The following is a 21,915-nucleotide window of genomic DNA, read 5'->3' as shown; positions in this document are numbered from 1 at the left end:
TTCCTTCTGATGACCACTGTTCCTTCCAACTCCCTGCGGGCTGCGGGCGTCGATCCGATTACCGATGCCATTGCACGCCACCAGTTGGGCCAGGCCGCCGTGCCACAGGCAGTGGCTTTCCATGCATGGCTCGCACAGCACCATGGCTGCTGGAGCGGCCTGATGCCGGGCCTGCAGCAGGCGCGAACGGGTTATGTCGACCTGCGCAGCGCAGAATCGCCCGTGGCACGGGCCAGCGCCACCATGGACCGCGCAGGCGCGGTGGCCGCCTATGCGGCGCTGCAGCAGCAAGCCGGTTTTGCCATTGGCGTGGGTGACTGGATGGAGCAACGCTGCGTCTACCAAAGCGAGAACTACCGTTCGACCCGGCTGGACGGCGTGATGCGCGATTGCCATCTGGGGCTGGACCTGTTTGCACCGGCTGGCACGGTGCTGACCCTGCCGCAGGCTGCAGAAGTCGTGGTAGCCGAGGTGCGCGACGAGCGGCTCGATTACGGCGGCATGCTGGTGCTGCGCCACGATCCAGCCCAGGGCGATGACCGTGCCGCCTTCTACAGCATCTGGGGCCACCTGAGCCACCGCACAGCGCGGCGCTGGCGGCCGGGCGATGCCATTGCCGCTGGAACACAGTTTGCCGAGCTGGGCGATTTTGACGAAAACGGCTGGTGGCTGCCACATCTGCACCTGCAGCTGTGCCTGCTGGCGCTGCCGGATTTCAGTGAAGCCCCCGGCGTGGGCGAGCTGGCATTCGCCGAGGTATGGCGCGATATCTTTCCGGACCCGACGCCGCTGCTGTTGAGCGCGCCCTTGGGCAAGGACTGATGTGCGCCCAGTCGACCTGGCTCCTGACGAACCTCAATCCGGCATGCGGTAAGCCAGTGCTTTCAGCGCCTTGTCGGGCGAGACATCGGCAAACACGGGCGGGTTGGCGACCTGTTCGATGAATTCCAGCTCGGGCACGATCTGCGCCACCTGCTCCGTCAAGAAGGAGAGCGGCAATTCCGGTGCATTGAGGCACAGCAGCGCATGGCCGCCGGGCACCAGCAGGTCGGGCAGACGCTTGATCAGGCGGGCATAGTCCTTGGTGGCGACAAAGCTGCCCTTCTGGTAGCTGGGCGGATCCATGATGACGAGCTGGTACGGCCCCGTGCGGGTGATCTTGCCCCAACTGCTGAAAATATCGTGTGGCCAGAACTGCCCGCCTGCCAGCTGGTTGAGCCGGTGGTTCTGCTGGCCGGTGGCAAGCGCCCCCTTGCCCATGTCGATATTGATCGCCTGACCGGCACCAGCCTGCAACGCCGCTACCGAAAAGGCGCAGGTATAGGCAAACAAGTTCAACACCTTGCAACTGCCCGGATCGGGCTGGCGGGCAATGTACTGTCGCACCCACCGCCGGCCTGCGGCCATGTCCAAAAAAAGGCCATGGTTCTGGCCGCGCAGCACATGCACCAGATAGCGAGCGCCATCTTCCTCCACCGTGTGCGGATCGGGCAGACTACCTTGCACCAGCCGGGTCTGCGCCGCTCCCAGCGCGCGGCACTGGTAGACCCAGATGAGCGGCTCTCCAGGGTGGATCTGTTGCCAGCGCGCCTGCAGCGCATCACCAATGGTCTCGAGATCGCTACCCTCCAGCGGAGCAAAGCTGGTCAATACGATGGCGGGCGGGAAGATGTCGAGCGACAGGTGCTCGCAGCCAGGATGCAGGCCGCCGCGGCCATGGAAAAGGCGCTGCGCGTCCTTGCACACAGGCATGGCGGCGATGGCGTCGAATAGAGCATTCATGAATCAGATGACAGCCCGTGGCCAGACAAACAGGCGCTTGCATGGCGCAAAGGCTGTGAAGGATAATTTTTTACAAACTGTCTCGCTGCTGCGAATCAAAAAGGTGACGCGTCGGTTAGATTGGATGTAGCAGAAAAAATCGTTTTGCAGATCACGAGCCTGGCATGCTTGGGTCTGGGAGGAAAAAGTGCATGATGAATACCCCAACCGACATCGGCGGCCTGATTGCCGCCATCAACAATTGCCAGGACGAAGAAAGCATGATCAACCCGCTGACCAATGCGCAGTGGGAGATTTTGGCACCATATCTGGCGCCTACCAATCTCGGGGCCTCGCAGGTGCTGTTTCAGCAGGGCAGCCAGGAGCGCACGCTGTTTTTTGTGGAGAGCGGAAGCCTGAGCGTGCACTTTGAAGACGAACAGCAGCGCATCCGCCTTGCCATTGTGGGGCCTGGCTCCATTGTGGGCGAGGGCGCCTTCTTCTCCCACCGCCCTCGCAGCGCCACGGTGCAGGCGGTGTCAGCCACGCGCCTGTGGGGGCTGCCCAGCATCCGCTTTACCGAGCTGTGCAACCGCCAGCCTGCAGTGGCTGTGGCATTGGCCATGGCTGCGGGTTCGGTGCTTGCCAAACGCCTGGGCAATCGCAAACGACGCGTCGCCACCACATAAAGGCGGTGGTGGAACAAGGCTCAGGTAGATTTTTTTGCGATGGATCCGGCGCAGCCATCTACAATTGCAAACGTTTGTTTCCTAAAGAAGCGAACATCATTCAGAATAAAAAACAGATTTGGGTAGGGAATCGGCATGTCTCTTATTGCCAGATGGTTTGGCAAATCCAGCAAGCTGCCTGCGCGCGCTGAAGCCGCGCAGCCGTCGGTGTTTGCTGAATCATTGCGAACGGTTCAGCACAGTCCACAGGCTGCTGCGCCGTTGGCGCCGCCACATGTTGCAGACACTGCATCGCGCCCGGGTGAGCGCTCTGCACGGCGCGAAATGGTGTACTCCTCCGTACGCGAATCGATGGTGCGCTCTGGCATCCTGTCGGCAGGTTACAAGTTCAAAGTGCTGGCGCTGGACAAGCGTGCCACCCAGTTCATCGTGATGATCGATCTGGCCGAGCAGTTTTCCGTCGGCCCAGAAAAACTCAGCCAGATCGAGGCGCTGATTGCGTATTCCGCAAAAACCCGGTTTGAAATTCTGGTCACATCGGTCTATTGGCGTCTCAATGGTCAGTTGGGCGCATCTTCGGCCAAGGCCAAACCAGCCTCCACCTCTGTTGCAGGTGCTGCAGGCACTCGCGCAGGTGCGATTCCTGCCCGGGCAGGGACTGCTGGCATGGCCGCTGCACCAGTTGCCGGCATTGATCCGATTGAAGAAGCCGAGATCGAGGCATTCAAGAAGGCGTTGATCGATGCCGCGACCCGCCCTGTTCCTGTACTCGAGGGCGACAGGCCGCCAGAGCCTGCTGCGACACGCCCGGCGCCCATTGTGCCGGCACGCGCAAGCGCTGCCCAGCAGGTGGAGGCCGCGCGTCAGGCTGCTCGGCAGGGGGGCGTTCCTGCGCCGACACCTGATACCAATTTTGGCGGGCTCAGCACCACGCAGTACGGTGACCTGAACTGAATCTTTTAAAAAAGAAGAGCTGATGGCGCTTGCCAGTATTGGATTTCAGGCAGATTGATTGCTGAAATCTACGCAAGAAGCAGGCAGACTGCCAGAGCTCTTGCGCCCGTGCGAACGCAAAGCCGGGTGCGGCTCTTCAGGGCCTCAGTGCCCGGCAAAATCGACCAGGGTAAAGAGTGGCAGCCCGGCATCCTTGAGGCGTTGCGAGCCGCCCAGCTCGGGCAGATCAACAATGGCCGCGCCTTCCACCACCGAGGCCCCCAGTTTCTCCAGCAGCTTTTTGCCTGCCATCATCGTGCCGCCGGTGGCGATCAGGTCATCGACCAGCAACACCCGGTCGCCGGGTTTGACCGCGTCGGCATGCAGCTCAACGGTGGCGCTGCCATATTCCAGCTCGTAGGTCTCCTCCACGGTAGTGAAGGGCAGCTTGCCTTTCTTGCGGATGGGCACGAAGCCGACTTTCAACTGGTAGGCGATGACTGCACCGATGATGAAGCCGCGAGCATCGAGGCCTGCCACCACATCGGGCCGCATGTCGCGGCCCATGTAGCGATGCACAAAGGCATCGATCATGACGTGGAAGACCTGCGGGTTCTGCAGCAGGGGCGTGATATCGCGGAACTGCACGCCCGGCGCTGGCCAGTCGGGCACGGTGCGGACATGGTGGCGCAAAAAGGCGTTGACGTCTGGGGCTTGCATGGTGTGTAGGTGGGGAAGGGCGATCCAGGCTGTCATGGTAGTGCAAACGGTCGGGCAGGCTTCCTTTGTGCCGCTTGCGGGTAGAACATGTTGACGATTTCCTCGCAATTCCTTCGCAATTCTCTCGCGCTTGCCTCACGACTGCGTGGTACCGCAGCAGGTGGAGACCGGGAACATGCTCTTACTCTGCAATCGGGTGGGACGCTCCGATAAAATCATCCCAATGAGCACTCCACAAGCCATGCGCCCGGTCCAGGCGGCGCAGATTCTCCAGCTGGCTGCATCCACTTTTTCGATCGAGGCAGAGGCCATTCTGGCCATGGCGCAACGCCTGGATGATGATTTTGTCCAAGTGGTGCAGCGCATGCTGGTCACCCGTGGCCGGGTGGTGGTCACCGGCATGGGCAAAAGTGGCCATGTGGGCCGCAAGATTGCCGCAACCCTGGCATCGACCGGTACGCCCGCTTTCTTTGTGCACCCGGGCGAAGCCAGCCACGGTGATTTGGGCATGGTGACTGGCGATGATGTGGTGCTGGCCATCTCCAACAGCGGCGAAAGCGCCGAAATCGCGGTGCTGCTGCCCGTGCTCAAGCGCCTGGGCGTGCCTGTCGTGGCGATGACCGGCAACCGCGAATCGGCCATGGCGCGCCATGCCGACTGGGTGCTCGATACCCGGGTCGATAAGGAAGCCTGTCCGTTGAATCTGGCGCCCACGGCCAGCACTACAGCGCAGATGGCCATGGGCGACGCGCTGGCGGTGGCTTTGCTGGAGGCGCGCGGCTTCAAGGCTGAGGATTTTGCCCGCTCTCACCCCGGGGGCGCACTGGGCCGCCGCCTGCTCACCCATGTGGCCGATGTGATGCGGGCCGGTGATGAAGTGCCTCGCGTGCTGCCGAATGCGACTTTCAGCGAATTGATGCGCCAAATGAGTGCCAAAGGCTTGGGTGCAGCGGCCATCGTGGATGCACAGGGCGTTTTGCAAGGCATCTTTACCGATGGTGACCTGCGCCGCCGCATTGAAGCGGGTGCTGACTTGCGCCATGTGACGGCAGCCGAGGTGATGTACACGTCGCCCCGCCAGATCTCGCCCGATGCCCTGGCTGTAGACGCTGCGGCGATGATGGAGACCCACCGCATCACCAGTGTTCTGGTGACCGATGCTGGCCAGCATCTGGTGGGTATCGTGCATATTGGCGATCTGATGCGTGCGAAGGTGATTTGATGGTGACAATGACTTCCCCAGGCCCGATCACACCGGCCCAGCAATGGCCGGCAGAGCTGCTTTTGCGTGCGCAAGGCATCAAAATTGCATTTTTTGATGTGGACGGCGTGCTCACCGATGGTGGCCTCTATATCAGCGAAGCGGGCGAGACGCTCAAGCGCTTTCACACGCTGGATGGCCATGGCATGAAAATGCTGCGCGAGGCTGGCATCACACCCGCCGTCATCACCGGCCGCGATTCGCGTGCACTGCGGCACCGCCTGGGTGCGCTGGGCGTGGAACACGTGCGCTATGGCACGGAAGACAAGCTGCCTGCCGCGCAGGACATGTTGGCCGAGCTGGGGCTGGACTGGCACCAGGCAGCGGCCATTGGCGATGATTGGCCCGACCTGCCCGTGCTGCGCCGCTGCCAACTGGCGTGTGCACCGGCCAACGCCCATGCAGAGGCACGCGGCGTGGCCCATTTCACCACCGTGCAGCGCGGCGGGGCAGGGGCTGCACGCGAGTTCTGCGATGTGCTGCTGGCAGCCTCCGGCGCCTACATCAAACTGCTGGATCGGTACGGACAATGAATTTTCGCTTTCGACGCGTCTGGGACTGGATGTCCATCTACCTGCCCATTCTTCTGATGGGCCTGCTGGCGCTGGGCACATGGTGGCTGGTGCGTAATGCGCCCAAGGCCCAGGTGGAGGCCGAGGTGGCGGTCAAAGGCCACGATGTGGACTACTACATGCGGGACTTTTCGGTGCGCAGCTTTGACGACACGGGCACCCTGACCAGCGAAATCCGTGGTACCACCATGCGCCACTACATGGATACCGAGACCCTCGAAATCGACAAGGCCAATCTGCGTTCGGTGCGGCAGGACGGCTCGGAAACCGTGGCCACGGCCGACCGTGCGCTCTCCAACGCCGATGGCTCCGAAGTGCAGCTGTTCGGCAATGCGCATGTGGTGCGCAAGGCGGCCAAGCCAGGCGTGCCCCCGATGGAGTTCCGTGGCGACTTTCTGCATGCCTTTGTCAATGACGAGCGGGTCAGCTCGAACAAACCGGTGGAAATCACCCGTGGCAATGACCGCTTCACCGCCGACGCCATGACCTACAACAATCTCTCGCAGGTGGCCGAGCTCAAAGGCCGGGTGCGCGGCACCCTCGTGCCGTCCAAGTAAGCCATGGGCGCGCTGCAACGAACTTCCCCTCCAGTGGCAGCCTCAGCCGCGCCGTTGGTGCTGATCACGGGTGCTTCCAGCGGCATCGGTCAAGCCTTGGCACTGCGCTACCACCAGGCCGGTTGGCGGCTGGCGCTGGTGGCGCGCCGGGTAGATGCGATAAAACAATGGGCTAGCGCACATTCCATAAGCGCTGATAGCTATCAAATATATAGTGCTGATGTGGCAGATCGTGACCAGATCATCGCGGCCTGCGAGCAGTGCCTCGCTATCCAGGGCGTACCTGACGTGGTGGTGGCCAATGCCGGAGTGAGCTTTGGCATCGACACGGCAGAGCGCGAAGACCTGGAGGTGATGGCGCAGACCTACGCCACCAACGTGATCGGCATGGCGGCCACTTTTCACGCCTTTGTGCGGCCCATGCAGGCGCGCGGCTCTGGCAAGCTGGTGGGCATTGCCAGCGTTGCCGGCATCCGAGGCCTGCCCGGCCATGGTGCCTACTGCGCCAGCAAGGCCGCCGTCATCAGCTACTGCGAAAGCCTCCGGGTGGAACTGGCGCGCAGTGGTGTGCAGGTGCAGACCATCTGCCCCGGCTTTGTCGCCACGCCGCTCACCAGCCAGAACCGCTATGGCATGCCATTTTTGATGCAGCCCGAAGCTTTTGCCGACCGGGCGTTTGCAGCCATCGGCAAAGGCCGCAGCTACAGCGTGATTCCCTGGCAGATGGGCTTGGTGGCCAAGCTGCTGCGGCTGCTGCCCAATGCCGTCTACGACAGGGCGCTGGCCAACCGGCCACGCAAGCATCGGCATGCCGAGCGCACAGGAGGCTCGGAGGGGTAGACGTACGTTCTTCGCAGCGCATGGGCCGCCTCAGGCAGCATCCGGGCAATAAAAAAGCCCCTTGCGGGGCTGGGAACCAGAGTCTGGGCACGCCATGCGGCGTGCCGGACGCAGATCAATAATCGTCGTTGTCGAAGCCTTGGTTGCCGCCACGGTTGCGCGAACCATTGCCGTAAGGGCTGCGGAAGCCGCCATCGCGTTCACCGCCACGGTCGCCGCCGCCAAAGCCGCGGTCATTGCCGCCAAAGCCGCGGTCATTGCCGCCACGGCCATAGCCGCCGCCACCATCACCACGGCCGCCGCGGTCACCGTAGCCGCCGCCACCACCGCCACCAAAACCGCCGCCACCGCCACCGCCGTAGCCGCCGCGATCACCGCCGCCGAAGCCGCCACGGTCACCACCACCGCCAAAGCCGCCACGGTTGCCACCGCCACCAAAGCCACCTCCGCGTGGGCCACCAAAGCCGCCGCCGCCAGTGCGGGGAGGACGTGGCTCCATGGGGCGAGCCTCGTTTACGACGAGGTTGCGACCACCCAAGGACTGGCCGTTCATGCCGTTGATTGCGGCCTGGGCTTCTTCATCGCTGCCCATTTCCACAAAACCAAAGCCTTTGGAGCGACCCGTGTCGCGTTCCATCATCACCTTGGCGCTGGTTACGCTGCCAAATTGGCCGAAGGCCTGTTCCAGATCATTGTCGCGCACTTGGTACGGCAAATTTCCGACGTAAAGCTTGTTGCCCATTGAGGGACTCCTGATAACTCTTAAATAACGCGATGGAGTCCCGTAAAACGCAATACCTGAATCATGTGATCATCCAATGCGTCACGACGAAACTGATCATTCACCGCAATAGCCCAGTGGAGGGGTACTCCATCCTTTATTTTCTGGGATAAAAAACCCTTTTGGTGTAGTCGATGCCCCTAGGTGTGGTGCGAAAGCTGCAACAAAACGCAAAAAAGGCCTCAAAGAGGCCTTTTGATCGGGAGATCCCGTGAATTGACGGCCAAAAACCGCAGTTGGTTTCTGGCGCAATGATTAGTAGCTGCCGCCGCCGTAGCCGCCACGGCCACCGCCGAAGCCACCACGATCACCGCCGCCGCCGAAGCCGCCGCGGTCACCACCGCCAAAGCCGCCACGGCCGCCACCGAAGCCGCCGCTGCGAGGTGGGCGGGCTTCCATTGGACGGGCTTCGTTCACGACCAGGTTACGGCCGCCGAAGTTTTGACCGTTCACGCCTTCGATAGCAGCTTGTGCCTCAGCGTCCGAGCCCATTTCCACAAAGCCGAAGCCCTTGGAGCGGCCGGTGTCGCGTTCCATCATGACCTTGGCGCTGGAAACAGAGCCGAATTGGCTGAAGGTGCTTTCCAGATCGCTGTCACGGAAGGTATATGGCAGATTGCCAACGTAGAGTTTGTTGCCCATTTGAGGACTCCGAAAAAAACAATTAAAAGCGATGGAGCCTGATGCAATCAACAAAACCTGTGACAACTTCCAAGACGGATCACCGCGCACGCCCTGTGTACCAAGTGAGACACAAAGCTCCCCTATTATGGGCGAATCAGCTTACGACGTGTTGACAGTTCACGCAAGCGCACCCTGGTATTTTCCCTGGCGGTCATATGTGTTGCGGCGCAACATCGGTTTTGAGCGTATGATGCGCGTGTCTTTGGGGAGTAGCCTGCCGGGCGCGCAATGCGCCGCGGAGTGTGCGTCAACAAACTTGGGCTTCGGCCTATGGCGTACACGGCATCTATTTAGATGCTTGGCGAGACCATTGACCATGTTGCGATCCAACTGCCGGAGTCGCGATGTGGTCAATGCTGTCTTGCAACCATCCGGCTACATAAAGATCCCCCACACCATGGAAGCCTTCTTCATCTCGACCGCCGTGGTCGCGCTCGCCGAGATGGGCGACAAGACGCAGCTGCTCTCGCTTGTTCTCGCCGCCAAATACCGCAAACCCTGGCCGATCGTGCTGGGCATCTTTGTTGCCACCATCGTGAACCATGCCCTGGCAGGTGCCGTAGGTGCCTGGATCACCACCATGCTGGGCCCCGATGTGCTGCGCTGGATTCTGGGCGTTTCCTTCATTCTGATGGCGGGGTGGATGTTGATTCCCGACAAGATCGACGAAGACGAGGCTGGCAAGAGCAGCGGCCGCTGGGGCGTTTTCGGCACCACCTTGCTGCTGTTCTTCCTGGCCGAGATGGGCGACAAGACGCAACTGGCCACTGTGGGGTTGGCTGCCAAGTACCCGGCGCAGTACTACGGCGTGGTGGCAGGCACCACGATCGGCATGATGCTGGCCAATGCGCCCGTGGTCTGGTTTGGCGACAAGATTACCAAGAGACTGCCGATCCAGTGGATCCACCGTGCCTGCGCCGTGATCTTTGCAGCGCTCGGCGTGCTGGCGCTGGTGGCTGGATAAGCCGTCGCTCCGCGCGGCCCGGTGCGGCGATCAGCTATGCCGGATTGCTATAGCTGATAGTGGACACCAGAGGTTGGCACCCAGTGCAGCCATGCCGACAATGCTTTGCATAACAGGAGGCAAAGCACATGGGCACCGTTTTCAACGCCCTCAAAGGCATTTCGTCGATGGCCACCCGCCAGTTGCTGGCGGAGCTGGTGGCTGACTGGCACGCGCAGGGTGGCGAGCCGGTGGCAATCGAGTCGGTAGGCGGCGTCGATGCCGCGCGGCGGGTGCATGGTGGCGAAGCATTTGATGTGGTTTTCCTCGCATCGGGCGCCATTGCCGGGCTTGAAGCCGCAGGCCGGGTATTGGCCGGCAGCCGGGTGGACCTGATGTGCTCCAGCACGGCCGTGGCGGTACTTGCTGGCGCTGCGGCACCCGATATTTCCTCTGAAGAGGCTGTGCGCGCCGCCGTGCTGGCCGCGTCTGGCATTGGCTACTCCACGGGCCCCAGCGGAGTGGCACTGCAGGCGCTGTTTGCACGCTGGGGCATCGCAGAACAGATTCGCTCGCGCCTCGTGCAGGCCCGCCCGGGGGTGCCTGTGGCCTCCCTGGTGGCCAATGGCGAGGCGGCGCTCGGTTTTCAGCAACTGAGTGAATTGCTTCATGTGCCGGGGATCACAGTCGTCGGCACGTTGCCGCAGGCCATTGCCATTGACACCGTCTTTTCCGCTGGTGTGGCGGCTGCTTCGGCCCGGGCTGATGCGGCGCGTCGTTTGCTCGCCTTCATGGCCGCGCCTGGCGCTGCCATGGCCAAACGCCGCCAGGGCATGGAGCCCGTGTGATGCGATACCGGCTGCTTCGCCAGTGAATGGATGCTGGGGGCAGATGCGAGTACCGGCGCGGCGGGCGAGCCGAAACTGGGCATGAAAAGCCCAGGTACCCGCCGCAGGACAGGAATACAGAACCACCAAGAGAGACAACGGAGACACCGACATGATTTCGCCAACCCCTTCCGAGGCGCCGGATTCCACGGTTGCCAATGTGCAGACCATCCTGAACGAGCATCCGTTCTCCGGTTTCCAATGGGTGATCTTCGCCCTGTGCTTTTTCGTCGTGCTGCTCGACGGCTTCGATACCGCCGCCATCGGCTACATCGCTCCTTCGCTGCTGGCCGAGTGGGGCGTGGCCAAGCCCGATCTGGCGCCGGTACTGAGCGCTGCGCTGTTTGGCCTGGCCGGTGGCGCCATGTGCTCGGGGCCGCTGGCCGACCGCTTTGGCCGCAAGGCCGTGCTGGTGGGGTCGGTGCTGGTGTTTGCCATTGCCTGCCTGGCTTCGGGCTATGCGCATGACATCCGCACGTTGACGGTGCTGCGCTTCGTCACCGGCCTGGGCCTGGGCGCAGCCATGCCCAATGCCGTCACGCTGATGAGCGAATACTGCCCCGATTCGCGCCGCGCCATGCTCACCAATGCCATGTTCTGCGGCTTTCCGCTGGGCGCAGCGCTGGGTGGCTTTCTGGCGGCATGGATGATTCCGCACTTTGGGTGGCGCAGTGTGCTGCACCTGGGTGGTATTGCCCCGCTGTTGCTGGTGGCGCTGCTGGTGGTGCTGCTGCCCGAGTCCGTGCGCTACATGGTGGCCAAGGGGTATGCGGCAGACCGTATCCGCAAGCCGCTGGTGCGCATTGCAGGCAGTGCGGTGGCTGGCGTGCAGCGCTTTGTGATGACCGAGAACCGGGCGGCCGTTGATGGCAAGAGCGGCCTGGGCGTGGTGCTGTCGCGCCAGTATCGGGTGGGCTCGGCCATGCTGTGGCTGGCTTATTTCATGGGCCTGGTGATCTTTTACGCGCTGGTCAACTGGATGCCGGTGCTGTTCAAGGAAGGCGGCCTCAGCCCCAAAACGGCCACGCTGGTGGCGGCGCTGTTTCCGCTGGGCGGCGTGGGCGCCGTCTTCTTTGGCTGGCTGATGGATCGCTTCAATGCCAACCGCATCATTGCCGCCGGTTACGCACTGACCGCCGTGGCCATCTGGTGGATCGGGCAGGAGGCCGCAAGCCTGGGCTGGCTGGTGGTGTCGGTGTTCGTTGCGGGCACCATCATGAATACCGCCCAGTCTTCCATGCCGGCGCTGGCTGCGGCGTTCTATCCCACCAGCGGCCGTGCGACCGGCGTGGCCTGGATGCTGGGGGTGGGCCGCTTTGGCGGCATTGCGGGCTCATTCCTGGTGGCCGAGCTCACGGCGCGACAGCTGAGTTTCAGCCAGATATTCACCGTGGTCGCCATTCCCGGCCTCATCGCCATGGCGGCCCTCATCGTCAAGCAGTGGGCCAGCCCCCAGGGCGGGGCCGAGCCGCAGAACTCGCCCCAGGCTGCGGGTGCCGGTATTTCCGCAAGCCATTGAATTCATTCGCTTTAGCAAAAAGGATGCTCCCACCATGATCATCGACGTACACGGCCACTACACCACGGCACCTGCAGCACTGGGTACCTGGCGCGAATTGCAGATTGCGAGCCTGCAGAACCCATCCCAGGCCCCCAAGGCCAGCCAACTGAAGATCAGCGACGACGAGATCCGCGAGACCATCGAGACCAACCAGCTCAAGCTGATGAAGCAGCGCGGCTCGGACCTCACCATCTTCAGCCCGCGCGCCAGCTTCATGGCCCACCACATCGGTGATTTCGAGACATCAAGCACCTGGGCCGCGATCTGCAACGAGCTGTGCTACCGCGTGAGCGAATTGTTCCCCGACCACTTCATCCCTGCTGCGATGCTGCCGCAGTCGCCCGGCGTTGATCCCAGAACCTGCATTCCGGAGCTGGTGAAGTGCGTGGAGCAGTACGGCAATGTCGGCATCAACCTCAACCCCGATCCATCGGGCGGCCACTGGACTTCGCCGCCGCTGTCGGACCGCCATTGGTACCCCATCTACGAAAAGATGGTGGAGTACGACATCCCCGCGATGATCCACGTCTCCACCAGCTGCAACGCCTGTTTTCACACCACGGGCGCTCACTACCTGAACGCCGACACCACGGCCTTCATGCAGTGCCTGACCAGCGATCTGTTCAAGGATTTTCCGACGCTCAAGTTCCTCATCCCCCACGGGGGCGGCGCGGTGCCCTACCACTGGGGGCGCTTTCGCGGCCTGGCGCAGGAGCTGAAGAAGCCACTCCTGGAAGAGCACCTGCTGAACAACATCTTCTTCGACACCTGCGTCTACCACCAGCCGGGCATCAACCTGCTCACCGAAGTGATTCCCACTCGGAACATCCTCTTTGCCAGCGAGATGATCGGCGCCGTGCGCGGCATCGACCCGCAGACCGGCCACTATTACGACGACACCCGGCGCTACATCGACGCCACGCAGAACCTGACAGTGGAGGAGAAGCACATGGTCTATGAAGGCAACGCGCGCCGCGTATTTACGCGTCTGGACACGGCGCTGAAGGCCAAGGGTCTTTGATCAAAAAAGAGAGCGGTTGGCACTTGCTGTTGGCGGCTCTCAATATAAAAACCATCTGAATTGATGGATCAGAAAGCGCGAACAGCTCACTTTTTGGAAGCCATACCAGCGGAGATCTTTCCATGTACGAACTCGGAGTCGTTTACCGTAACATCCAGCGCGCCGACCGTGCCGCCGCCGATGGGCTCGCAGCCCTTGGCTCAGCCACGGTGCACGAGGCCATGGGCCGCGTCGGGCTGCTCAAACCCTATATGCGCCCCATCTACCCGGGCCAGCAGGTTTCGGGCACGGCCGTCACCGTGCTGCTGCAGCCTGGCGACAACTGGATGATGCATGTAGCAGCCGAGCAGATTCAGCCCGGCGACATCGTGGTGGCCGCCGTCACCAGCGAATGCACCGACGGCTACTTTGGCGATCTGCTGGCCACCAGCTTCCAGGCCCGGGGCGCGCGTGCGCTCATCATCGACGCTGGCGTGCGCGATGTGCGGGTGCTGCAGGAGATGGGCTTTCCGGTGTGGAGCCGTGCCATTTCGTCCAAAGGCACGATCAAGGCCACGCTGGGCTCGGTCAATATCCCCGTGGTCTGCGCTGGCATGTGGGTGACGCCTGGCGATGTGATCGTGGCCGACGACGACGGCGTGGTCTGCGTGCCAGCGGCTCGCGCCGTGCAAACCCTGGAAGCGGCGCAAAAGCGCGAGAGCTTCGAGGGAGAAAAGCGCGCCAAACTGGCCTCGGGCATTCTGGGCCTCGACATGTACAAGATGCGTGAGCCACTGGAGAAAGCTGGCTTGCGGTATCTGGATTAACACCCCCTGAGCGGCTGCGCCGCCTCCCCCTCTGTCGCTACGCAGAAGGGGGACGACAGCCTTGTTGCGGGGCGGACCTTGCTTGCTGTCACTCCCGTGGGTTGCGCCAGTCTTATGGATGGCGAACAGCGTACGGAGCATTGAAAAAATTGTGGAGAGCACCTATGAGCGCATTCGAAAAAACCCCCGGCTGGCTGGACTGGTACGCCGGCCCCAGCAAACCCAGGTTCCAGCTGCCTGCGGGCGCCGTTGACGCGCACTGCCATGTGTTCGGCCCCGGCGATGCCTTTCCCTTTGCGCCCGAGCGCAAGTACACGCCCTGCGACGCGAGCAAGGCGCAGCTGTTTGCTCTGCGCGACCACCTGGGCTTTGCGCGCAATGTGATCGTGCAGGCCACCTGCCATGGGGCAGACAACCGTGCCATGGTCGATGCCTGCCAGTCGTCCGGCGGGCGCGCACGCGGTGTGGCGACTGTCAGGCGCAGCATCAGCGATGAAGCGCTGCAGGCCCTGCACGCTGCTGGGGTGCGCGGCGTGCGCTTCAATTTCGTCAAGCGCCTGGTGGATTTCACGCCCAAGGATGAGCTGATGGAGATTGCAGGCCGCATCGCCAAGCTGGGCTGGCATGTGGTGATCTACTTCGAGGCCGTGGATTTGCCCGAGCTGTGGGATTTTTTCACCGCATTGCCCACCACCGTGGTGGTGGACCACATGGGGCGCCCGGATGTTGCCAAGGGCGTCGACAGCGCAGAGTTCGCGCTGTTCCTCAAATTCATGCGCGAGCACCCGAATGTGTGGAGCAAGGTATCGTGCCCCGAGCGCCTTTCGCTGACTGGCCCCAAGGCGCTGGATGGAGAGCGCAATGCCTACCGCGACGTAGTGCCCTTTGCGCGCAAGGTGGTCGAGGAGTTTCCCGACCGTGTGCTCTGGGGCACCGACTGGCCGCACCCCAACCTCAAGGACCACATGCCCGACGACGGCCTGCTGGTGGATTTCATCCCGCACATTGCACCCACCGCCGAGCTGCAGCGCAGGCTGCTGGTGGACAACCCCATGCGCCTGTACTGGCCCGAAGAAATATGACCCCCTTGAGTCGCCTACGGCGCCTTCCTCCAGGGGACGACGGCCTAGGCTGCGGGGCGGCTCTGGCTGGCCGTCCCGCAGACGGATACGCCAGCCCCTGGGTTGATTGACCGGGGTCTGATTAGGAGAAACCATGTCGCTTGAAAAACCCTATCTCGATGTGCCCGGCACCACCATCTTCGATGCCGACCAGAGCCGCAAGGGCTATTGGCTCAACCAGTTCTGCATGAGCCTGATGAAGGCCGAGAACCGCCAGCGCTTCAAGGCCGATGAAGACGCTTATCTGGCTGAATGGCCGATGACCGACGAGCAAAAAGCGGCGGTGCGTGCGCGCGACCTCAACTGGATGATGCGCACCGGCGGCAATATCTACTTTCTCTCCAAGCTCGGCGCCACCGACGGCCTTTCGTTCCAGCAGATGGCGGGCAGCATGACCGGTATGACCGAGCAGCAGTACCGCGACATGATGATGGGCGGCGGGCGCAGTGCCGAGGGCAACCGGGTGGTGGGCGAAGGCGGCAACGCGCAGGGCGCGCCGGTGCAGTCCGAAGCCTGGCGCAACTGGCAGAGCTGGCGCGAGAGCCAGGCGCAGGAAGCGTTGGCCGCGCAGATCGAGAATGCGCAGAACGTGTCGGAGGCACAGCCTGCCAAAGGCTCCGCCAACCAGGCGCGTATCACGGCATCGGTCTATTCCTCGCATGTGCCCGCCATTGGAGCGGCCATCGACCTGGGCAAGACCGGCGAGCCTTACTGGCAGCCACTGTTCGCGGGCTTCGAGCCTACCAAGCAATGGATGCGCGAGAACCTGCCGGACGTGGTGTTTCTGGTCTACAACGACCACGCCACCAATTTCGACCTGAGCGTCATACCGACCTTTGCCATCGGCACGGCGGCGGAGTTCGAGCCCGCCGACGAAGGCTACGGCCCCAGGCCGGTGCCCAAGGTCATGGGCCACCCCGAGCTGGCCTCGCACATCGCGCAGTCGGTGATCCAGCAGGATTTTGACTTGACCATTGTCAATGAACTCAAGGTGGACCATGGCCTCACCGTGCCGATGAACCTGATGTTCGGCAGCCCGGCCCAGTGGCCGTGTCGGGTGATTCCCTTGCACGTCAACGTGGTGCAGTACCCTGTGCCATCGGGCCGCCGGTGCTTTGCGCTGGGGCAGGCCATCCGCCGTGCCATCGAGAGCTTTGACGAACCGCTCAAGGTGCAGATCTGGGGCACAGGTGGCATGAGCCACCAGTTGCAAGGGCCGCGCGCGGGGCTGATCAACCGCGAGTGGGACAACCGCTTCCTGGACCGGCTGATTGCAGACCCGGCAGACCTCGCCGAAATGCCGCACATCGACTACGTGCGCGAAGCAGGCAGCGAAGGCATCGAGCTGGTGATGTGGCTGATTGCCCGCGGCGCGATGGCTGACGTGGCCGGTGGCCCCGCACCCCGGCTGGCGCATCGCTTCTTTCACGTCCCTGCGTCCAACACGGCCGTGGGCCACCTCATTCTGGAGAACTGAAAATGACCATCAAAGTAGCCCTGGCGGGCGCCGGAGCCTTCGGCATCAAGCACCTGGACGGTATCCGCAACATCGACGGCGTGGAAGTCGTCTCGCTGGTCAGCCGCGATCTGGACAAGACCCGCGAAGTGGCAGCCCAATACGGTATCGGGCATGTGAGCACCGAGCTGGCCGACAGCCTGGCCCTGCCCGAGGTGGATGCCGTCATCCTGTGCACGCCCACGCAGATGCATGCGGCCCAGGCCATCCAATGCATGCAGGCGGGCAAGCATGTGCAGGTGGAGATTCCACTGGCTGACAGCCTTTCGCAGGCGCAGCAGGTGCTTGATCTGCAAAGGAAAAGTGGCCTTGTGGCCATGGCGGGCCATACCCGCCGCTTCAACCCCAGCCACCAGTGGATCCACAAGAAGATCGAGGCGGGCGAGTTCAACATCCAGCAGATGGATGTGCAGACCTATTTCTTCCGCCGCACCAACATGAACGCACTGGGCCAGCCGCGCAGCTGGACGGATCACCTGCTGTGGCACCATGCTGCCCACACGGTCGACCTGTTTGCCTACCAGGCGGGCAGCCCGATCATCAAGGCCAACGCGGTTCAGGGCCCCATCCACAAGGATCTGGGCATCGCCATGGACATGAGCATCCAGCTCAAGGCGGCCAATGGCGCCATCTGCACGCTCTCGCTGAGCTTCAACAACGAGGGCCCGCTGGGCACGTTCTTTCGCTACATCGGCGACACCGGCACCTATATCGCGCGTTACGACGATCTGGCGCAATCGACCAAGGAAGGCAAGGAAGAGAAGATCGACGTTTCCCACGTCGATGTGTCGATGAACGGCATCGAACTGCAGGACCGCGAGTTCTTCGCCGCCATTCGCGAGGGGCGCGAGCCCAATTCCAGCGTGCAGAAAGTGTTCAACTGCTATAAGGTGTTGCACGATCTGGAGCAGCAGCTGGATGTCGGCTGATTCAGGCATCTGCCTGGATTGACGACCCACTGCCCCGCCAGTTGCACCCGCAACGGCGGGCTTTTGCATTCAATACCCAAAAAGTCATGGAAAAACGCACTATCGGCCCCTTTACCGTGGCCAACGTAGCCCTGGGCTGCATGAATTTCTGCCATGCGTATGGCAACCCCGTCTCCACCGAGCAGGCCCATGCCGTGCTGCACGCCGCGCTGGAGGCGGGTGTGACATTGTTCGACACCGCAGCGCTCTACGGATTTGGCGCCAGCGAGTCACTGATCGGCCCCGTGCTCAAGCCCCACCGCAACCACATTACCCTGGCCAGCAAGGGCGGCATGGCTGGCGTGCGCGGCGATGACGGCGTGATGCGCCGGGTGATCGACGGCCACCCCAGAACCTTGCGCAAGAACTGCGAGGACAGCCTGCAACGCCTGGGCACGGACGTGATTGACCTGTACTACCTGCACCGCTGGGACCAGCGCGTGCCCATTGAGGAATCGGTGGGCGAAATGGCACGCCTCCAGGAAGAGGGCAAGATCCGCGCGCTGGGCCTGTCCGAGGTGGGGGTTGACGCATTGCGCCGCGCACACCAGGAGCATCCGATTGCTGCGCTGCAAAGTGAATATTCGCTGTGGTCGCGCAATGCCGAGCTGGGCACGCTGGCAGCCTGCAAGGAGCTGGGCATTGCCTATGTCGCCTTCAGCCCCATGGGCCGGGCATTCCTGAGCGGCAAGTTGCAGCAGGTGGACGGCCTGGTGCAGGGCGATATCCGTGCCTCCATGCCGCGCTTCCAGCCCGAGGCCTATGTGCGCAATCTGCAGTTGCTGGCGCCCATGCAGGCCATTGCCGAGCGGGCGGGCTGTACCCTGGCCGAACTGGCGATTGCCTGGGTGTTGAACCAGGGCGAGCATGTGATTGCGCTGCCGGGCACGACCAGCGTTGCACACTTGCACGAAAACCTGCGGGGCGGTGCCATTCACCTCGATGCGGCGGTGCTTGCCGAGCTGGACGACCTGTTCCAACCCGAAGGCATTGTGGGCGACCGCTACGCGCTGGCGGCCCAGCGCGAGGTGGATACCGAGAAGTATGCGTTTGAAACGGTCTGAATTTGCTATCAATAATGTAGCTATTGGCGCTTTTTTTGTAAGCGCTCAATAGCTGTTGGATACTGGAGCCGAGCTCAGTCCAGCGACATGCCTGCCTGCCGGATCACATCGCCAAAGCGTTTGCTCTCGTCGGCGATGAACTGTTTGAATTCGGCAGGCGTGGGAGCGTAGCTTTCGTAGCCGAAGGCTGCAAACTTCTCGTCCACATCCTTGCCGGTCAGCGCCTGGCGCACGTCGGTGCGGATCTTGTCCTGCACCGCAACGGGTGTGCCGGGGCGCACGGCCAGCGCGTTCCAGCCGGTGACGGCATAACCAGCCGGGCCACCGGATTCGGAGACCGTGGGCACGTTCTCGAAACCCGCAATGCGCTGGGGCGCTGCCACCGCCAGAAAGCTCAGCTTGCCGCCGCGCATCAGCGGCCCGGCCGTGCCCAGCGAGCCGAGTGCAAAACTCAGCTGGCCTGTGGCCACGCCCTGGTAGAGCTGGCTGGTTTCCTTGTAGATCACGTGCTCCATCCGGGTACCGGTCATGCTCTCGAGCAGGGCCGATCCCAGGTGCACCGGGTTGCCGACCGACCAGGAGCCGTAGTTGAGCTGGCCGGGCCGGGCCTTGGCATCGGCGATCAGGTCGCCCATGGTCTTGTAGGGACTGTTCACCGGCACGCAGACGAAGAAGTAGTTGCGAAACAGCGGCATCAGGATGTCGAAATCCTTGTCCAGGCTGTAGGGCAGCTTCTTGAAGAGGTGCGGATAGGCGGCGATGTGCACATTGTCCAACTGGATCATGTCGGTGCCGTCGGTGGCGCCGCGCTTGAAGGCGTCAATGGCGATGAAACCGTTGCCGCCCGGGCGGTTTTCCACCACCACCGGCTGGCCCCAGGCGCGGCTGAGCTTGTCGGCTACCAGGCGCGAGAGCCCATCAGGGCCCCCGCCGACTGGAAAAGGGTTGATGATGCGAGAAGGCTTGGTCGGCCATTTGGCGTCGCTGCCTTGTCCTTGTGCCAGTGCGGGCCAGGCCGCCAGGGTGCCCAGACTGCCCAGAGCGAGGACTGCGCGGCGGCGGCTCAAAGGGATAGGTTCGTATTGCATGTGTTGTCTCCTGGATCTCGTTGTAATGGCCGCATTGTGGAGAGGACGGCGCAAACCACCTATGTGGTATTGCTGCTAGCAGCTATAGCAAAATGGCATAAGAGCCGCTAACACATCCCTTGATACGTCGTTGCTTCGTCGGGGGCGCCCAGCCTTGTCGTAAGTTTGTACTGCCTACGGCTTCGCGCCTCGTCTCAACCGCAAATCTTCGATTTGCTGAGTTGTATTAGCGGCTCTGAGAGCCTGTTCAAAGAATACAGAACCCAGTCCCGAGGAGGCGAGGCGGTACCGATGAATCTTCAGCAGATCGAAACCTTTGTGCTTGTAGCCGAGACTGGCAGCTTCAGCAAGGCCGCTGTGCTGCTCGATACCGCGCAGCCCGCGCTGAGTCGGCAGGTACGTGCGCTGGAGACCGAGCTGCGCGAGACGCTCCTGATCCGCACCGGCCGTGGCGTAACGCTGACCGATGCCGGCCGCCGCCTGCTGGAGCATGGCCACGCCATCATGCAGCGTGTGGCGCTGGCCCGTGAGGACCTGGGCGCCCAGCGCGGCGAGCCGGTAGGCCGCATCGTCGTGGGCCTGCCGCCCAGCCTGGCGCGGCGGCTGACCCTGCCGCTCATCGATATTTTCAGCCGCGAGATGCCCAAGGCACGGCTGGCGGTGGTGGAAGGCTTTTCCATGAACATTGCCGAGTGGCTGACCACTGGCCGCATGGACCTGGGCCTGGTGTATTCGCCCGAGCCGCAGCCGCACATTGAAGTATCACCGGTGCTGGAGGAACGCCTGTGTCTGGTTGGCCCCAAGGCGGAGCTGGGTGGCCGCGCGTCGGTGCGATTTGAAGAACTGGCCGACTTTCCGCTCATCATGCCGCAGCATGGCCAGATCTTTCGCAAGCTCATGGAGGCCCAGGCCACCTTGTCGCAAGTCAAGCTCCAGGTGGTGTGGGAAGTGTCCAGCGTGCCCGTCATCCTCGATCTGGTGCGCGGTGGCTATGGCTACGCCGCGCTCACCCGCAGCGCGCTCCACGACCATGACGCGGATGCGCACCTGGCGGTGACACCCATCGAGTCACCGCATGTGCCCATCACGCTGTGCCTGGCGCAGTCGGCCAAGCGCAAGGCCACGCCCCTGGTGCGCCGTACCTCCGAAGTGCTGCGCGAGCTCAGCCTCCAGGTGTAGTGCAACGCGGTCGCTCCCGAAAACATAGCTGTTGGCGCTTGATGGTAGACATTTTCAGATAAGAAAATATCTGAAGATCAATGGTGATAAGCGCAAACAGCTCTCTTTTTGATATTTTTACAGCAGCGGGCGCAACTCGCGCGCCGCCTCCTGCAGCAGCGGCAGCAACTGGGCCAGCATGGTGGCTGGCTCCATGCGCTGGGGCGAGGTCACCAGGTTGAGCGCGGCCAGGGTCTGGCCGCCCATGTTGCGCAGCGGCACGGCGAGGGCTTGTACGCCCAGCTCATGCTCTTCGCGCGCCACGCAGTAATCCTGCTCTCGCACCTGTTGCAGCACTGCGCGCAGCGCGGCTGCATCGGTGGCGGTATGGGCGGTGAGGCGCGGCAACGCGCGCTCGGCCAGCCACAGCTCCAGCTCGGCCGGGGGCAGGGCCGCCAGCAGCACCCGGCCGGTAGAGGTGGCGTGGGCCGGCAGGCGGCTGCCCAGGTGCAGGCCGTGGGCGAGCACGCGCTGGCCGCTTTCATGCACCGCGCTGCGCGCCACGATCACCACCTCGCCGCCATCGCGCACCACGCACGAGAACGACAACCCCGTCTGCGCCGCCAGCCGGTGCAGCACCGGCTGCACGAGGCGCGGCAGGCGGGCCGTGGCGAGGTAGCTGCCCGAGAGGCGCAGCACCTTCGACGCCAGCCAGAACTGGCGGCCATCGGTCTCCAGATAGCCCAGGTGGGTCAGCGTCAGCAGGTGCCTGCGCGCTGCCGCCCGCGTGATACCGGCCCGCTGCGCTGCCACCGTGGCATTGAGGCGCTGGCGCTCGGTGTCAAAGCTCTCCAGCACGGCCAGGCCTTTGGCCAGCCCGGCGATGAAGTCTTCAGGTGCAATCGGGAAGGCAGCTTGGGGCATGGGGGGCGGACAGAGTTTTGGGCGATTGTCGTGCAGATTGCGCGGTGATCGCGCAAATCA

23 protein-coding genes, 1 pseudogene and 1 riboswitch are annotated in these 21,915 nt (G+C 62.9%); of the genes and pseudogenes, 18 read left to right on the top strand and 6 right to left on the bottom strand.

Going from position 1 to position 21,915, the window contains the following annotated elements; all coding sequences use genetic code 11:
• Positions 1-9 precede the first annotated feature (9 nt).
• Positions 10-822 (top strand): aminotransferase class III-fold pyridoxal phosphate-dependent enzyme, encoded by an 813-nt coding sequence (locus LAD35_RS20240; protein ID WP_224150723.1) that lies wholly within the window; start codon positions 10-12, stop codon positions 820-822.
• A gap of 33 nt (positions 823-855) precedes the next feature.
• Here the strand turns inward: LAD35_RS20240 and LAD35_RS20235 are convergent, their stop codons facing one another.
• Positions 856-1,782, bottom strand: coding sequence for a class I SAM-dependent methyltransferase (locus LAD35_RS20235; protein WP_224150721.1), 927 nt, complete (start codon positions 1,780-1,782; stop codon positions 856-858).
• Positions 1,783-1,973: 191 nt separating this feature from the next.
• Between LAD35_RS20235 and LAD35_RS20230 the strand changes: the two genes are divergently transcribed.
• Together LAD35_RS20230 and LAD35_RS20225 are read left to right on the top strand one after the other, a co-directional pair.
• Complete coding sequence (locus tag LAD35_RS20230) at positions 1,974-2,450, top strand: Crp/Fnr family transcriptional regulator (RefSeq protein WP_224150720.1); 477 nt, start codon at positions 1,974-1,976, stop codon at positions 2,448-2,450.
• Positions 2,451-2,585: 135 nt separating this feature from the next.
• Complete coding sequence (locus tag LAD35_RS20225; protein WP_224150719.1) at positions 2,586-3,404, top strand: hypothetical protein; 819 nt, start codon at positions 2,586-2,588, stop codon at positions 3,402-3,404.
• A 144-nt stretch (positions 3,405-3,548) separates the two neighbouring features.
• Here the strand turns inward: LAD35_RS20225 and LAD35_RS20220 are convergent, their stop codons facing one another.
• The gene (locus tag LAD35_RS20220) at positions 3,549-4,103 is read right to left on the bottom strand and encodes an adenine phosphoribosyltransferase (protein WP_224150718.1); all 555 of its coding nucleotides are present in this window, start codon (positions 4,101-4,103) and stop codon (positions 3,549-3,551) included.
• Between the two features lie 223 nt (positions 4,104-4,326).
• On the opposite strand from LAD35_RS20220, the gene LAD35_RS20215 reads away from it, so the two are divergent.
• The 4 genes from LAD35_RS20215 to LAD35_RS20200 are packed head-to-tail and all read left to right on the top strand — an operon-like array spanning position 4,327 to position 7,333.
• Positions 4,327-5,325, top strand: coding sequence for a KpsF/GutQ family sugar-phosphate isomerase (locus tag LAD35_RS20215; protein ID WP_317986721.1), 999 nt, complete (start codon positions 4,327-4,329; stop codon positions 5,323-5,325).
• Between the two features lie 8 nt (positions 5,326-5,333).
• On the top strand, positions 5,334-5,897 hold the full coding sequence (locus LAD35_RS20210; protein WP_224150717.1) for a KdsC family phosphatase: 564 nt from the start codon (positions 5,334-5,336) through the stop codon (positions 5,895-5,897).
• A complete protein-coding gene (lptC, locus tag LAD35_RS20205; protein ID WP_224150716.1) occupies positions 5,894-6,493 on the top strand; it encodes an LPS export ABC transporter periplasmic protein LptC in 600 nt (199 codons plus the stop codon). Before LAD35_RS20210 ends, lptC begins: the two co-directional genes overlap by 4 nt.
• A 3-nt stretch (positions 6,494-6,496) precedes the next feature.
• Positions 6,497-7,333: an SDR family oxidoreductase gene (locus LAD35_RS20200; protein WP_224150715.1), complete on the top strand. Its 837-nt coding sequence runs from the start codon at positions 6,497-6,499 to the stop codon at positions 7,331-7,333.
• 115 nt (positions 7,334-7,448) lie between these two features.
• Here the strand turns inward: LAD35_RS20200 and LAD35_RS20195 are convergent, their stop codons facing one another.
• Positions 7,449-8,075: an RNA recognition motif domain-containing protein gene (locus LAD35_RS20195; RefSeq protein WP_224150714.1), complete on the bottom strand. Its 627-nt coding sequence runs from the start codon at positions 8,073-8,075 to the stop codon at positions 7,449-7,451.
• 294 nt (positions 8,076-8,369) lie between these two features.
• Positions 8,370-8,756 (bottom strand): RNA recognition motif domain-containing protein, encoded by a 387-nt coding sequence (locus LAD35_RS20190; protein WP_224150712.1) that lies wholly within the window; start codon positions 8,754-8,756, stop codon positions 8,370-8,372.
• A gap of 234 nt (positions 8,757-8,990) precedes the next feature.
• A riboswitch (yybP-ykoY riboswitch) is annotated at positions 8,991-9,098 on the top strand.
• A gap of 97 nt (positions 9,099-9,195) precedes the next feature.
• Between LAD35_RS20190 and LAD35_RS20185 the strand changes: the two genes are divergently transcribed.
• The 10 genes and pseudogenes from LAD35_RS20185 to LAD35_RS20140 all read left to right on the top strand — a co-directional run bounded on the left by LAD35_RS20185 (position 9,196) and on the right by LAD35_RS20140 (position 18,685).
• Positions 9,196-9,762: a TMEM165/GDT1 family protein gene (locus LAD35_RS20185; RefSeq protein WP_224150711.1), complete on the top strand. Its 567-nt coding sequence runs from the start codon at positions 9,196-9,198 to the stop codon at positions 9,760-9,762.
• A gap of 128 nt (positions 9,763-9,890) precedes the next feature.
• Positions 9,891-10,589, top strand: a complete 699-nt coding sequence (locus LAD35_RS20180; RefSeq protein ID WP_224150710.1) for a substrate-binding domain-containing protein — start codon at positions 9,891-9,893, stop codon at positions 10,587-10,589.
• A gap of 151 nt (positions 10,590-10,740) precedes the next feature.
• Entirely contained in the window at positions 10,741-12,147 is a 1,407-nt protein-coding gene (locus LAD35_RS20175; RefSeq protein ID WP_224150709.1) for an MFS transporter, read from the top strand.
• A gap of 34 nt (positions 12,148-12,181) precedes the next feature.
• Positions 12,182-13,210: an amidohydrolase family protein gene (locus LAD35_RS20170; RefSeq protein WP_224150704.1), complete on the top strand. Its 1,029-nt coding sequence runs from the start codon at positions 12,182-12,184 to the stop codon at positions 13,208-13,210.
• A gap of 122 nt (positions 13,211-13,332) precedes the next feature.
• Positions 13,333-14,016 (top strand): 4-carboxy-4-hydroxy-2-oxoadipate aldolase/oxaloacetate decarboxylase, encoded by a 684-nt coding sequence (ligK, locus tag LAD35_RS20165; protein ID WP_224150703.1) that lies wholly within the window; start codon positions 13,333-13,335, stop codon positions 14,014-14,016.
• A 164-nt stretch (positions 14,017-14,180) separates the two neighbouring features.
• Positions 14,181-15,098, top strand: coding sequence for an amidohydrolase family protein (locus tag LAD35_RS20160; protein WP_224150702.1), 918 nt, complete (start codon positions 14,181-14,183; stop codon positions 15,096-15,098).
• Between the two features lie 133 nt (positions 15,099-15,231).
• A pseudogene (gene ligA, locus LAD35_RS20155) lies at positions 15,232-15,552 on the top strand (protocatechuate 4,5-dioxygenase subunit alpha); the annotation flags it as partial.
• Positions 15,553-15,726: 174 nt separating this feature from the next.
• Entirely contained in the window at positions 15,727-16,614 is an 888-nt protein-coding gene (locus LAD35_RS20150) for a class III extradiol dioxygenase subunit beta (protein WP_224152842.1), read from the top strand.
• A 2-nt stretch (positions 16,615-16,616) separates the two neighbouring features.
• Positions 16,617-17,582 carry a Gfo/Idh/MocA family oxidoreductase gene (locus LAD35_RS20145; RefSeq protein ID WP_224150701.1) on the top strand — a complete coding sequence of 322 codons (966 nt, stop codon included), beginning with the start codon at positions 16,617-16,619 and terminating at the stop codon, positions 17,580-17,582.
• An 86-nt stretch (positions 17,583-17,668) separates the two neighbouring features.
• Complete coding sequence (locus tag LAD35_RS20140; protein ID WP_224150700.1) at positions 17,669-18,685, top strand: aldo/keto reductase; 1,017 nt, start codon at positions 17,669-17,671, stop codon at positions 18,683-18,685.
• A gap of 74 nt (positions 18,686-18,759) precedes the next feature.
• Here LAD35_RS20140 and LAD35_RS20135 read toward each other — a convergent pair whose 3' ends face one another.
• On the bottom strand, positions 18,760-19,773 hold the full coding sequence (locus LAD35_RS20135) for a Bug family tripartite tricarboxylate transporter substrate binding protein (RefSeq protein WP_224150699.1): 1,014 nt from the start codon (positions 19,771-19,773) through the stop codon (positions 18,760-18,762).
• Between the two features lie 291 nt (positions 19,774-20,064).
• On the opposite strand from LAD35_RS20135, the gene LAD35_RS20130 reads away from it, so the two are divergent.
• Positions 20,065-20,952 carry a LysR family transcriptional regulator gene (locus LAD35_RS20130; protein WP_224150697.1) on the top strand — a complete coding sequence of 296 codons (888 nt, stop codon included), beginning with the start codon at positions 20,065-20,067 and terminating at the stop codon, positions 20,950-20,952.
• A 117-nt stretch (positions 20,953-21,069) separates the two neighbouring features.
• Here LAD35_RS20130 and LAD35_RS20125 read toward each other — a convergent pair whose 3' ends face one another.
• Positions 21,070-21,855, bottom strand: coding sequence for an IclR family transcriptional regulator domain-containing protein (locus LAD35_RS20125; protein ID WP_224150696.1), 786 nt, complete (start codon positions 21,853-21,855; stop codon positions 21,070-21,072).
• Positions 21,856-21,915: the final 60 nt, after the last annotated feature.

Source organism: Comamonas odontotermitis, from assembly GCF_020080045.1.
GTDB classification, from domain to species: domain Bacteria; phylum Pseudomonadota; class Gammaproteobacteria; order Burkholderiales; family Burkholderiaceae_C; genus Comamonas; species Comamonas odontotermitis.
This window is presented reverse-complemented; position numbering and strand designations above follow the sequence as displayed.